The sequence below is a fragment of the uncultured Pseudoflavonifractor sp. genome (assembly GCA_904419835.1).
GTDB lineage: Bacteria > Bacillota > Clostridia > Oscillospirales > Oscillospiraceae > Pseudoflavonifractor.
Genome location: CAJFTA010000003.1, coordinates 15,254 through 27,529, shown reverse-complemented (window position 1 = coordinate 27,529; position 12,276 = coordinate 15,254). Strand labels below are relative to the sequence as shown.

Genomic DNA, 12,276 nt, shown 5'->3' with positions numbered 1-12,276 from the left:
GAAAAGAAGGATTGTCTGCCGCAGGCCGGAAAGCCTGCGGCTCGTCGGAAGCATAACTTCCCCTCGGCTGACGCGGGGGCGTCAAGAGTCGGGAGGAAGTTGTGCTTTTTTGGTATATCCATGGCGGAAAAGAAGGCGGGGCACGCTACCTGAAAGGGAGAAGGAACGTGGGACTGATTAAAAGGCTGCGAAGGAAACGGGAGCCGCAGGGGCCGCGGTGCGCGGCGGTTGTGCCTGCGGCAGGTTCATCCCGGAGAATGGGGGGGCAGGACAAAATCCTGCTGCCCCTGGACGATATCCCCGTCCTGATGCATACGCTGCGGGCGCTGAGCGCCTCGGAGCGGATTCAGGAGATTGTGGTGGTCACCCGGGAGGATTTAATTGTGCCGGTGGGACAGCTCTGCCGGGACTGCGCGCTGGACAAGGTGACAAAGGTGCTGGTTGGCGGCGCCACCAGGGCGGACTCCGTGCTGATCGGCGTGGAGGAGGTGAGCGGCAGGGCGGAGCTTATTGCCGTCCATGACGGCGCCCGACCGCTGGTGACAGTGGAGGTGATCGACGCGGCCATCCGGAAGGCTGCGGAGTGCGGCGCCGCCGCGCCGGCGGTGCCGGTGAAGGACACCGTCAAGCGGGCGTTGGATGGCGTGGTGGTGGAGACGCCGGACCGGACACAGCTTTTTGCCGTCCAGACGCCTCAGGTGTTTGACAGCGACCTGCTGCTGGGCGCACTGCGCAGAGCTGGGGAGGACGGCGCGGCCATTACCGATGACTGCGGCGCGGTGGAGCGCATTGGTATGAAGGTCTGCCTGACAGAGGGTTCCTATGAGAACATCAAAATTACAACCCCGGCAGATATGCTGATGGCCGAGGCCATTCTGCACAGCAGGGATACATAGAGATATTATGCTGCCCGGACAGCAGGGGCAGAGGAAAGCGAGTGAGCGGGATTGCGGATTGGACATGGATATGACGTGCACCGCCTGGTATCGGAGCGGAAGCTGATTCTGGGTGGGGTGGAGATCCCCTGGGAGAAGGGACTGCTGGGGCACTCGGATGCCGACGTGCTGACTCATGCATTGATGGACGCCCTTTTGGGCGCTGCGGCGCTGGGGGACATCGGGAAGCTGTTCCCCGACAACGACCCGGCCTATGGGGGGATCTCCAGCTTAGTACTGCTGGACCGGGTAATGGAGCGGCTGCATTCCAGTGGGTTCAGACTGGGAAATGCGGATATGACCATTCTAGCCCAGCGGCCCAGGCTGGCGGGCCATATTCCCGCTATGCGGGCTGTGCTGGCGCAGCATATGGGCGTCCCTGAGAGCCGGGTAAACGTGAAGGCCACCACAGAGGAGGGCCTGGGCTTTACCGGAAGCGGGGAGGGGATTGCCGCCCACGCGGTTGTCCTGCTGGAAGAGGTATAATGAGGGGCGCTGCCATTTGGCGGCGCCCCTTTTGCCGTGCTCCGGGCGCATGGAAGTTCTCGTCCGGTGACCGGACGCCTCTGAACGGCATATACTGGGGCGAGAGGAGCGTTTTGTCCCGCCATGCCCGGCAGGGGCAGCGCAGAACGCAAGGAACAATGACATTCCTCTCAGAAGGCTGCGGCCATTGAGAATACCCAGGAAAGGAATGGTCATGTTTGATGGTATACTACCTGATTATCTGCCGCTCCCTGACCTATGCCCAGCGGACAGCCCAGGCATTGGAGCGGGCTGGTATTACGGCCCACATTCTGCGCTCCCCCAGAAGTATTTCCGGAGAGGGATGCAGCCACGCGGTGAAGGTGTCAGAGCGCAATCTGGCGGATGCCCTGACAATTCTGGGGCGGGTGGGGCTCGCCCCCAGACGGGTCTTTATCCAGTCCGCCGACGGGAGCTACAAAGAGGTACGGCTGCTATGATATATCTGGACAGCGCTGCCACAACCATGCAGAAGCCGCCGTCCGTGGCCCGGGCGACGGCCTATGCCATGGGGCATATGGCCAGTCCGGGCCGCGGGAGCCACCGTCCGGCGGCGCTGGCGGCAGATACCGCGTTTGCCTGCCGTCAGGCCGCCGCCGAGCTGTTCCGGGTGGAGAACCCTGAGCAGGTGGTGTTTACCATGAACGCTACCCACGGGCTCAACCTGGCGATCAAATCCCTGGTCCATCCGGGAGATACCGTGCTCATCTCCGGCTATGAGCACAATGCGGTGACCCGCCCGCTCCACAGTATGCGGGACGTGCGGATTAAGGTGGCCTCCGGGCCACTGTTTTGTCCGGACCAGCTGGTCCGGCAGTTTGAGGAGCAGCTGACCGGAGAGGTACGGGCGGTGATCTGCAACCATGTGTCCAACGTGTTCGGCTATATTCTCCCCATAGACCGGATTGCCGCGCTGTGCGGGGAGCGGGGCGTGCCGTTCATCCTGGATGCCTCCCAATCTGCCGGCTGCCTGCGGGTGCACATGGATGAGCTGAGAGCGGCCTTTATTGCTATGCCAGGGCATAAGGGGCTGTACGGTCCCCAGGGCACCGGGCTGCTTCTGTGCGGCGCGGAGACGCAGCCCCTCCTGGAGGGGGGCACAGGGAGCCTTTCGGCCCTCCAGGAGATGCCGGATTTTCTGCCTGACCGGCTGGAGGCGGGCACCCACAATATTGCGGGCATTGCCGGTCTGCTGGAGGGAATCCGATACGTATCCAGAATGGGGACAGATAAAATTTTTGCACACGAAGCGATGCTTACCAGACGTACTGCCCGGGCGCTGGCTGGAATTCCCGGTGTGACCGTATATGCGGCGGGAGAGGGCACAAGGCAGGCGGGGGTCCTGTCTTTCTGCGTTCAAGACATGGACTGCGAGGAGGCAGGAGCCGCGCTGGGAGAGATGGGAATTGCGGTCCGGGCGGGGCTTCACTGCGCGCCGCTGGCCCATCAGTCTGCGGGCACACTGGAGACAGGCACAGTTCGTGCCAGCTTTTCCGCCTTTAACAGCCTTTGTGAAACAGAGCAGTTTGTCCGGGCCGTGAGGTGCATCGCCGCCTGTGCGCAGGACACTGTCCGGCATTAAAAAGCCGCTATGCTTTGCAGCCCAAAGCATAGCGGCTTTTTCATAAAACAGTGGAAAAGAGAAGGACAGCAGTAGAGGACCGCGGGAATTTATAGAAAATTCATGTCTGCTGTATTGCCATTTCCACAGCGATAAAGTATAATCTTTAAAATAGGCAGAGTATGAAAACGTCAGTCCGACCAGTCCATAGATGAACATACCCGGACGGCTAAAGTGCAGGTGAAGGGAAGAATGGAACAGATAATACAGTGGGTTCAGGAGACCTTTATGGCCTTTCCTGCCATTGGTGTAGCAGATATCCTGGACATCATTATCATGGCGTTTATTTTCTATAAGCTGCTGATGATTGTCCGCCGCACCAGCTCTGGTCAGGTTATGAAGGGCGTTCTCCTTGTAATCGTGGCCTTTGTGCTGGTCAGCGCATTTAACCTTCGGATGCTCAGCTATGTGATGGGCAGGGTGTTGGAGTGGGGCGTTCTGGCCCTGGTCATTTTGTTTCAGCCTGAGATACGGCGTTTTTTGGAGCAGATGGGCCGCAGCCGTATCGGCAGCGTGTTTGTCAGGGAAGAGGCGCCCGGCGAGCTGGAGAATGCCATTACCCAGACAGTGCGGGCCTATACGGACCTCTCTAAGACCAAAACCGGCGCATTGATGGTCTTTGAAAGGAAAAACCAGCTGGATGACGCCATAAAAACCGGAACAGCTCTGGACTGCGTGGTCAATGCCGAACTGCTGAAGAATATTTTCTGGAACAAGGCGCCGCTCCATGACGGCGCGGTCATTGTAAGGGCCGGGCGGATTGCGGGCGCAGGCTGCATGCTGCCCCTGTCCGGAAATGTGAATCTCTCCCGTGACCTGGGCATGCGCCACCGGGCCGGTATCGGCGCCAGTGAGCATTCAGACGCGGTAGTGGCCATTGTCTCGGAGGAGACAGGCTCCATCTCCGTGGCAACGGGGGGCATGCTGAAGCGCCATCTGGCGCCTGAGACCCTGGAGCGTCTGCTGCGCAACGAGCTTCTGCCTCAGAGCGATGAGAATGATAAGCCCAAATTCAACCCCCTTAACATCATTTTTAAGTCGAGAAGAGGTGAGAAGGCCGATGTGGAAAAAAGTAAGGGACAGTAAGTGGCTCTACGTCGTGATCTCACTTCTGATGGCCTTTGTCCTTTGGATCTATATTGTGAAGGAGGCCAACCCCACAGTGGATCACTCCATCACCAATATTCCCATCACCTTTACCGGGACGGAAATTCTGGCGGCCCGCAACCTGATCATCTCAGAGGGCGCGGATCAGACCATGACGCTGAACCTGGAGGCAAAGTCAGATGTGTTCGCCAAACTGAGCCGGGAGAATATTACCCTGAGCGTGGATGTGTCCCAGATCTCAGAGGCGGGCACCTACCGTATGCTGGTAAGGCCCAGCTATCCGATCAACGTCAACCAGCTGGATGTAACGGTAAACAACGATGTGTCTGAGCTCTATGTGGAGTTCACCGTCTCTGAGCTGGAGAGCAAGGAGATTCCCGTCCGTCTGGAGTTCAACGGCAGCTACGCCGAGGATTATATGGCGGGAAAACCCACCATTACGCCGGGCACTATCAGCATCAGCGGCCAGCAGGAACTGGTGAACCAGGTGGCCTACGCAAAGGTGGTGCTCACCATCGAGAACATGAGCGAGCGCTACGAGGGGGACCTGTCCTTTGTATATGTGGGCGCGGACGGTACAGAACTGACGGATCTGGATGTGACATCCAATGTGGATACCGTTCACGTGGAGTACCCCATTGTCAAGACCAAGCAGGTCCCGGTGACCGTTGACATTATCCCCGGCGGCGGCGCCACAGAGGAAGATGTGGACGTCACCTACGGCGTCAACCAGGAGACGGTTATGTATCTCACCATCTCCGGCCCGGAGGATGAGCTGGAGGCATATGATAAAATTGTCCTGGGTGAGATTGACCTCTCCAGGGTATATACCCAGGAGACCTTTACCTTCCCGGTGGTGCTCAATGAGGACTTTACCAACGAGAGCGGCATCAGTTCGGTGGATGTGACGGTTACCATTGATGACACCAGGCTGACAACCCGGGAGTTTACCGTGGACAACATCCAGATGATCAACAAGCCGGAGGGCTATAACGCCGAGCTGGTGACCGAGTCCCGTCTGGTGACCGTCCGCGGCCCCGAGGAAGCGGTGAATGCCCTCTTCCAGTCCCAGCTGCGGATTGTGGTGGACCTCTCCCAGGCCCAGCTGGCCACAGGGCGGCAGACCGTCCAGGCACAGGTTATCATAGACGGCAGCAGCGAGGTAGGCGTGCTGGGCGGCGAATATGACGTTCTGGTCAACTTCACCTTGGCAGAATAATGGCAGGAGGCAGTATTATGGCGGAGGCCGCCGGATTAAGACAGCGCAGGGACCTGAACGGCAGGCAGAGCTGACATGTTTGGATATATTCGCCCCTGCCGGGAAGAGCTGAAGGTTCGGGAGCTGGAGGACTATCAGGCTGTCTACTGCGGTCTGTGCCATGTTATAGGCAAGCGCTGCGGCTTTGCCGCCCGGATGCTACTCAACTATGATTTTACCTTTCTGGCCATGCTGCTCGCACAGCCTGAGTCCCGGCCGTCCACCTGCATGTGCCGCTGTCCCGCCAAGCTCTTCCTGCGAAAGAAGTGTGCCTGCGTTTCCAGCCCCTGGCTGGAGACGGCGGCAGACGAGAGCGTCATCCTCAGCTATTGGAAGCTGCAGGACAGCATTGAGGACGGCGGCTTCTGGGAGCGGCTGGGCGCCAGGATACTCTCTCTGCTCCTCAGGCGGGGTTACCGCCGGGCTGCTGCGGCAAGGCCGGAATTTGATCGGGAGGTCCGCCTTCAGCTGGAGACGCTGCACCGGCTGGAGGAGGAGCGCACGCCCTCGCTGGACCGGACGGCGGATACCTTTGCACGGATTCTTCAGGCCGCAGCCCCCAAGACAGGGGATGAGACGGAAAGCCGTGCGCTGGAGCAGCTGCTTTACCATGTAGGACGGTGGATCTATCTGGTGGATGCGTGGGATGACCTCCAGGAGGACGTGGCTGCGGGAAGGTACAACCCCATTCATGCCCGCTTTGGCGGCCGGGAGGGGGAAGAGCAGGACTATCTGCGCACCACGCTGCTCCACTCCCGCAATCTGGCCCTCTCGGCCTTTGCTCTTTTGAAACGGGGCTGCTGGGAGCCGGTATTGGGCAACATTTTATGTGTAGGCATGCCTATGGTGGAGGAGCTGGTGTTCCGCGGCTGCTGGAGGCAGATGAAGCGGCAGGCCATATTGGGCGCTGGAGCGGGCAGAGCCCGACAGAAATAAATGCCAATGACTTATGACAGGAGAAAATGACACATGAGCGATCCATACAGCGTTCTCGGGGTATCCCCTAACGCCAGCGATGAAGAAATTAAGAAAGCATATCGCGAACTGGCCCGGAAGTACCATCCGGACAATTACCAGAACAACCCTCTGGCCGACCTAGCCGAGGAGAAGATGAAGGAAGTCAACGAGGCCTACGACGCCATCAACAAGATGCGCAGCGGCGGCAGCCACAGCGGCGGCGGGAGTTACGGTGGAAGCGCCTACCAGCAGAGCGGCGGCTATGGCTACGGCTATCAGCAGCGCCAGTCCTCCTCGTCCGGCGCGCTGTACAGCCGCGTCCGCCAGGCCATTAACGCGGGCAATATTGACGCCGCTGAGCGCCTGCTGCGGGAAGCTCCCACTCAGGACGCGGAGTGGCACTTCCTCTCCGGCTGCATCGCCTACCGCCGCGGATGGCTGGATGAGGCCCGGCAGCAGTATCAGATTGCCTGCAACGCAGACCCGGGCAACATGGAGTACCGTCAGGCTCTGAACATGATGCAGCAGGGAGGACAGGCTTACCGCCCCTATGGCAATACAGCTACGGGTATGGAGGCCTGCGACTGCTGCACTACGCTGATGTGCGCACAGTGCCTGTGCGGAGGCTGTAACTGAGATGAGACGGCGAAATTCAGGAGGCGCCGGGCAGGTGGCGCTGGTAGGGGTTTTGGCGGCGCTCTCGCTGGCGCTTCTGCTGCTGGCGTCTTTCTCCCCGTCGGGGCGTATGGGTATTGCGGCAGTGGCCGGACTGGTCAACGCCGCGGCCGTGATATCGGGCGGGCTTCACTCCGGGTTTTTGTGCTGGGCTGTGGCTGGTATTCTGGGCCTGATTCTCTCACCCGACAAGGGGAACATACTGCTCTATTTGGTCTTTTTCGGCCTTTACCCCATGGTGAAGAGTCTGATTGAACAGCTGCATAAGGCACCGCTGGAGTGGCTGTGCAAGCTGGCGTTTTTTAACGCGGTGCTGACCTTCTGCTGGTTTGTGCTGCGGGATGTGCTGCTGGCGGGGCTTCCGGCTGTGTTTGAGCAGCTGTGGGTGCTCTATCTGGGCGGGAACATTGTGTTCCTGATCTATGACTACGGCTTCTCCAAACTTGTGATGTTCTATGCCGCACGGATTGACAAAGCGATACGGCGGAGATAGAGGGTTTTCAAAGCGGGAAAAATCTGATATAATAGATTGCTAAACAATTGAAAGAAGGGAAGCGAACCCTTTGGTGAAGAGCATGACCGGCTATGGAAAAGGTGAGGCGGCGCTCCACGGACGCACCATCACGGTGGAGATCCGTTCCGTCAACAACCGCTATCTCGACTGCACCATCAAGCTGCCACGCATCTATGTCTTTGCTGAGGATGCCATCAAGACCCGGGTGCAGAAGAGCATCTCCCGGGGCAAGGTGGACGTCTTTGTGACCATTGGTCAGTCTGAGAGCGGCGATGTGTCCATCTCCCTGAACAAGGGCGTGGCGGACGGCTACTACGCCGCGCTGTGCCAGATGCGGGATACTTACGGCCTGCGGGACGATATCTCGGTCTCTCTGCTCTCCCGGTTCCAGGATGTGTTCCTGGTGGAGAAGAACCCGGAGGATCTGGAGGCGGTGGCTGCCGATATCTGCACTGTGCTGGATATGGCGCTGGCCGATTTTGACGCCATGCGCACCCGGGAGGGCGGCAAGCTGAAGGAGGATATTCGCAGCCGGGCCGTCACCATCGGCAACCTGACCTCTCTGGTGGAGGAGCGGGCGCCCGGCATCGTGGCGGGCTACCGGGCCCGCCTGGCGGCCAAAATGACAGAGGTGCTCCAGAACACCCAGATCGACGATAGCCGCATCCTCACCGAGGCGGCTATCTTTGCAGACAAGGTGGCGGTGGATGAGGAGACGGTGCGCCTGCGCAGCCATCTGGACCAGCTCTCCCACATGCTGGACCAGGGCGGCGCCATTGGCCGCAAGCTGGACTTCCTGATTCAGGAGTTCAACCGGGAGGCCAACACCATCGGCTCCAAGTGCAACGACATTGAGACCGCCCGTTATGTGGTGGACATCAAGGCGGAGATCGAGAAGATCCGGGAGCAGGTCCAGAACATCGAGTAAGGAGGCGGAGGGCAGTGAAGCTTATCAACATCGGATTTGGCAATATGGTCTCCGCCGGCCGCCTCATCGCCATTGTGAGCCCGGAGTCTGCGCCTATCAAGCGTATGATTCAGGAGGCAAGGGACAGGGGCATGCTGATTGACGCCACCTACGGACGCAGGACCCGGGCCGTTTTGATCATGGACAGTGACCATATCGTCCTCTCGGCCATTCAGCCGGAGACCGTGGCGGGCCGCCTGAGCGGCAAGGACGCGCCGGAGCCGGCAACCGAGGAGGATGACGAGAAATGATACGAAAGAAAAAGACCCGCGGCCAGCTGATTGTGCTCTCCGGCCCCTCCGGGGTTGGAAAGAGCACTGTGATTGCGGAGCTGCTGGGAGAGCGGAAGGATATCTATTTCTCCGTCTCTTTCACAACCCGCAGCCCCCGCGTGGGCGAGGCGGATGGAGTGAACTACAACTTTGTCAGCCGCGAGGAGTTTGAGCGGATGATTGCCGCCGACGAGCTGCTGGAATACGCCCAGTACGTGGGCAACTACTATGGCACCTCTCTGAAGGTCATCCAGGACAAGCTGGCAGCCGGCGTTGATGTGTTGCTGGATATCGATGTCCAGGGTGCCGCCAAGGTGCGGAGCAAGTGCCCCGAGGCGGTGCTGATTTTCATCATCCCGCCCTCCTTTGAGGAGCTTTCCCGCCGCCTCCATGGCCGCGCCACCGACAATGAGGACGTGATTGCCGGCCGGCTCCAGAAGGCGCGGGAGGAGTACCAGCAGATCCCCAACTACGACTATCTGGTGGTCAACGACAAGGTGTCCACTGCGGCGGCGGAGATTATCTCCATCCTGACGGCGGAGGACTGCCGTACCCGGAACCGCCTGGCCCTGGTAGAGGGAGTTTAACAGCCTCCGGCTGTCTGCCATAATGCGCACCGCCATAAATGACGGTCGCGCCCCAGAGAAAGGAACGATGCTTTATGATGCTGAAACCTGCAATGAACGAACTGCTTGACCAGATCCCCAGCCGCTATATGCTGGTGAACGTGGTGGCCCAGCGTGCCCGCCAGATTGCCAGCGAGGCAGAGGAGGAGGGCATTTCCCTGGAGGATAAGCCGGTTTCCCTGGCCCTGCGGGAAGTGGCCGAGGGGAAGTGCGTTCCCCAGGCTGAGGATGAGGAGTAAACGGAACACGGGTTTCTGCGGAAGGCAAGTGAGAGGGCGGCAGCGCCTGTCACTTGCCTTTTGCGGGATAGTTGGACAAGTCTCATCACCGGAGGGAGCGGCGGCGTGGAACAGGTCATTCTGGCAAAAGTAGCCCTCAGCGCGGCCACCTTTGCGATTGATAAGCCCTACGACTATCTGCTCCCCGACGAACTGCGGGAGAGCGCCGCCCCGGGTATGCGGGTCCTTGTACCCTTCGGGGCGGGGAACCGCCGGATCGAGGGCATTGTTCTGGCGCTGGGGCTGGGGAAGCGGACCCCGCGGCTGAAGGCGATCATCGCCCTGCTGGACGGCGCCCCTGTGCTGGACAGCGAGAGCATCCAGTTGGCGCTTTGGATGCGGGAGCGGTATTTCTGTACCGTATATGAGGCGGCCCGGGCCATGCTGCCGGCGGGACTGTATTTTTCCCTTCAGGACCAGTACCACATCGCCAGGGGTGTGGACAAAGAAATGGCCTATGAAGCGGCCGGCCGCTCAGAGCATGCGCGGCGGATTCTGGACCTGGCTTACGCCTGCGGCGGTACCGCCGAGATGGGACAGATCCGCGCGGCGTTCGGTACCAAGGACCCAATCCCGGCCATTAAGCTGCTGACGGAGCGGGGCGTCCTGACCCTGGAGACCAGCGCGTCCCGGGGCGTGGGGGACAAGACCGAGCAGATGGTGTCCCTGGCCGTCCCGCCGGAGGAGGCGCTGGCCCTGGTAGCGCCCAAGCGCAAGACCGCGCCCCTGCGCTACGCGGTTGTGGAGCTGCTGTCGGCAGTGGGGCAGGCATCCTCCAAGGAGATCTGCTATTTTACCGGCGCGTCCACAGCCACGCTGCGGTCTCTTGTGAAGAGCGGAATCGCGGTGATGGAAAAGCGGGAGGTGTTCCGCCGCGCTGCCCCGGAACAGGTCGAACCCGCTCCGCCGGTGGTGCTCAACGAGGAGCAGACGGCGGCCTTTGAGGGGATTGACCGGCTGTGCGCGGCGGGAAAGTCCGCCGCAGCCCTGCTCTACGGCGTGACCGGCAGTGGCAAAACCCAGGTCTACATCCGCCTCATCCAGGAGACGCTGAAGCGGGGGAGAAGCGCCATGGTGCTGGTACCGGAGATTGCGCTGACGCCTCAGCTGCTGCATATCTTTGCCTCCCACTTCGGAGACGCCATCGCCGTGCTTCACAGCTCCCTGCGGGCCGGAGAGCGGTATGACGAGTGGAAGCGGGCGCGCTCTGGAAAGGCCAGGGTGGTCATCGGGACCCGGTCGGCAGTGTTTGCGCCGCTGACCAACCTGGGCCTCATCGTGCTGGATGAGGAGCAGGAGTACACCTATAAATCGGAGAACGTCCCCCGGTACCATGCCCGGGATGTGGCCAAGTTCCGCTGTGCCCGCAGCGGCGCGGTGCTCCTGCTGGGCTCTGCCACCCCCTCTGTGGAGAGTATGTATCTGGCCCAAACTGGGGTCTACCGCCTCTTCACCCTCCGCAGCCGGTACAACACCCGGGCTCTGCCTCAGGTGCGGATTGTGGACATGAAGCAAGAGCTGCGGGTCGGAAACGGTTCCGACATCAGCCAGCCGCTGCGGGAGGAACTGGAGGCCAATCTGGAGCGGGGAGAGCAGAGCATCCTCTTTCTCAACCGCCGCGGCAACAGCCGGATGGCCGCCTGCGGCGAGTGCGGCGAGGTGCCGTCCTGTCCCCGGTGCTCGGCCTATCTGACCTACCACTCGGCCAACGGGCGGCTGATGTGCCACTACTGCGGACACTCGGAGCGCCTGCCGGATGCCTGCCCCCACTGCGGCGGGGCATTCCACTTCATCGGCACAGGCACACAGAAAGTACAGGAGGAGCTGGAGGCCCTGTTCCCCGGCACCGAGGTGATGCGGATGGACACGGACACCGTGTCTGCCGTGCAGTCCCATGAAAAGCTGCTCTCCCGCTTTGAGGGGGAGAAGGTTCCAATCTTGGTGGGCACCCAGATGGTGGCCAAGGGACTGGACTTCGAAAACGTCACCCTGGTGGGAGTCATCTCGGCGGACCTCTCCCTGTATGTGGACGACTACCGGGCGGGGGAGCGGACCTTCTCGCTTCTGACCCAGGTGGTGGGCCGGGCCGGCCGGGGGGAAAAGACCGGCCGGGCTATCATTCAGACCTTTACACCGGAGAACGAGGTCATCGCCGCCGCCGCGGCCCAGAACTATGACACCTTTTATCAGCAGGAGATTACCATGCGCCGGGTGCGGGGCTGCCCGCCTTTCCGGGACCTCTTTGTACTCACCGCCTCCGGGACAGAGGAGAGCCGGGTGCTGCGGATGTGCGTACGGCTGCGCCGCACGCTGGAGAGCTGGTTTGCCGACCCGGCCTATCAGGGACTGGACGTCCAGCTGCTGGGCCCGGCGCCTGCCACGGTGGCCAAGGTGAACAACCGCTACCGCTACCGGCTGACCATATCCGGGCATAATTCAAAGACCATGCGCTCACTGGTGGCGGCGCTGCTCTGCGCCGCCCACAGCGACAAGGAAATGAGAGGGGTGTCCGTGTTTGCGGATATAAACCCCATGGATTAA

Annotated in this window: 14 protein-coding genes; all 14 read left to right on the top strand. The window is 60.7% G+C overall.

What is annotated here, in order from left to right; all coding sequences use genetic code 11:
• Positions 1-167 precede the first annotated feature (167 nt).
• The 14 genes from ispD to priA all read left to right on the top strand — a co-directional run bounded on the left by ispD (position 168) and on the right by priA (position 12,276).
• Positions 168-896, top strand: a complete 729-nt coding sequence (gene ispD, locus QZY67_RS00845; protein WP_295368112.1) for a 2-C-methyl-D-erythritol 4-phosphate cytidylyltransferase — start codon at positions 168-170, stop codon at positions 894-896.
• Between the two features lie 51 nt (positions 897-947).
• Positions 948-1,421 (top strand): 2-C-methyl-D-erythritol 2,4-cyclodiphosphate synthase, encoded by a 474-nt coding sequence (ispF, locus tag QZY67_RS00840; protein ID WP_295368111.1) that lies wholly within the window; start codon positions 948-950, stop codon positions 1,419-1,421.
• 221 nt (positions 1,422-1,642) lie between these two features.
• A complete protein-coding gene (locus QZY67_RS00835; RefSeq protein ID WP_294532295.1) occupies positions 1,643-1,900 on the top strand; it encodes a DUF3343 domain-containing protein in 258 nt (85 codons plus the stop codon).
• Positions 1,897-3,042 (top strand): aminotransferase class V-fold PLP-dependent enzyme, encoded by a 1,146-nt coding sequence (locus QZY67_RS00830; RefSeq protein ID WP_295368110.1) that lies wholly within the window; start codon positions 1,897-1,899, stop codon positions 3,040-3,042. The genes QZY67_RS00835 and QZY67_RS00830 overlap by 4 nt, the downstream gene beginning before the upstream one ends.
• A 231-nt stretch (positions 3,043-3,273) precedes the next feature.
• The gene (cdaA, locus tag QZY67_RS00825) at positions 3,274-4,167 is read left to right on the top strand and encodes a diadenylate cyclase CdaA (RefSeq protein ID WP_294532243.1); all 894 of its coding nucleotides are present in this window, start codon (positions 3,274-3,276) and stop codon (positions 4,165-4,167) included.
• Between the two features lie 13 nt (positions 4,168-4,180).
• The gene (locus QZY67_RS00820; RefSeq protein ID WP_295368109.1) at positions 4,181-5,407 is read left to right on the top strand and encodes a CdaR family protein; all 1,227 of its coding nucleotides are present in this window, start codon (positions 4,181-4,183) and stop codon (positions 5,405-5,407) included.
• A gap of 75 nt (positions 5,408-5,482) precedes the next feature.
• A complete protein-coding gene (locus QZY67_RS00815) occupies positions 5,483-6,382 on the top strand; it encodes a DUF5685 family protein (protein ID WP_295368108.1) in 900 nt (299 codons plus the stop codon).
• Positions 6,383-6,415: 33 nt separating this feature from the next.
• The gene (locus tag QZY67_RS00810) at positions 6,416-7,039 is read left to right on the top strand and encodes a DnaJ domain-containing protein (protein ID WP_294532252.1); all 624 of its coding nucleotides are present in this window, start codon (positions 6,416-6,418) and stop codon (positions 7,037-7,039) included.
• 1 nt (position 7,040) lies between these two features.
• On the top strand, positions 7,041-7,571 hold the full coding sequence (locus tag QZY67_RS00805; protein ID WP_294532255.1) for a hypothetical protein: 531 nt from the start codon (positions 7,041-7,043) through the stop codon (positions 7,569-7,571).
• 82 nt (positions 7,572-7,653) lie between these two features.
• Positions 7,654-8,520: a YicC/YloC family endoribonuclease gene (locus QZY67_RS00800; protein WP_295368140.1), complete on the top strand. Its 867-nt coding sequence runs from the start codon at positions 7,654-7,656 to the stop codon at positions 8,518-8,520.
• A gap of 14 nt (positions 8,521-8,534) precedes the next feature.
• Positions 8,535-8,810, top strand: a complete 276-nt coding sequence (remA, locus tag QZY67_RS00795) for an extracellular matrix/biofilm regulator RemA (RefSeq protein ID WP_295368106.1) — start codon at positions 8,535-8,537, stop codon at positions 8,808-8,810.
• Positions 8,807-9,418 (top strand): guanylate kinase, encoded by a 612-nt coding sequence (gene gmk, locus QZY67_RS00790; RefSeq protein WP_295368105.1) that lies wholly within the window; start codon positions 8,807-8,809, stop codon positions 9,416-9,418. The genes remA and gmk overlap by 4 nt, the downstream gene beginning before the upstream one ends.
• A 74-nt stretch (positions 9,419-9,492) precedes the next feature.
• Positions 9,493-9,696, top strand: coding sequence for a DNA-directed RNA polymerase subunit omega (gene rpoZ / locus QZY67_RS00785; protein WP_294532263.1), 204 nt, complete (start codon positions 9,493-9,495; stop codon positions 9,694-9,696).
• A 105-nt stretch (positions 9,697-9,801) separates the two neighbouring features.
• Entirely contained in the window at positions 9,802-12,276 is a 2,475-nt protein-coding gene (gene priA / locus QZY67_RS00780) for a primosomal protein N' (protein WP_295368104.1), read from the top strand.

What these genes read in the sequence shown, in the direction of transcription:
- QZY67_RS00835 (WP_294532295.1), top strand. Translation starts at nt 1,643, where the DNA reads ATGGTATACTACCTGATTATCTGCCGCTCCCTGACCTATGCCCAGCGG.
- QZY67_RS00830 (WP_295368110.1), top strand. Translation starts at nt 1,897, where the DNA reads ATGATATATCTGGACAGCGCTGCCACAACCATGCAGAAGCCGCCGTCC.
- cdaA (WP_294532243.1), top strand. Translation starts at nt 3,274, where the DNA reads ATGGAACAGATAATACAGTGGGTTCAGGAGACCTTTATGGCCTTTCCT.
- QZY67_RS00815 (WP_295368108.1), top strand. Translation starts at nt 5,483, where the DNA reads ATGTTTGGATATATTCGCCCCTGCCGGGAAGAGCTGAAGGTTCGGGAG.
- QZY67_RS00810 (WP_294532252.1), top strand. Translation starts at nt 6,416, where the DNA reads ATGAGCGATCCATACAGCGTTCTCGGGGTATCCCCTAACGCCAGCGAT.
- QZY67_RS00805 (WP_294532255.1), top strand. Translation starts at nt 7,041, where the DNA reads ATGAGACGGCGAAATTCAGGAGGCGCCGGGCAGGTGGCGCTGGTAGGG.
- QZY67_RS00800 (WP_295368140.1), top strand. Translation starts at nt 7,654, where the DNA reads ATGACCGGCTATGGAAAAGGTGAGGCGGCGCTCCACGGACGCACCATC.
- gmk (WP_295368105.1), top strand. Translation starts at nt 8,807, where the DNA reads ATGATACGAAAGAAAAAGACCCGCGGCCAGCTGATTGTGCTCTCCGGC.
- rpoZ (WP_294532263.1), top strand. Translation starts at nt 9,493, where the DNA reads ATGATGCTGAAACCTGCAATGAACGAACTGCTTGACCAGATCCCCAGC.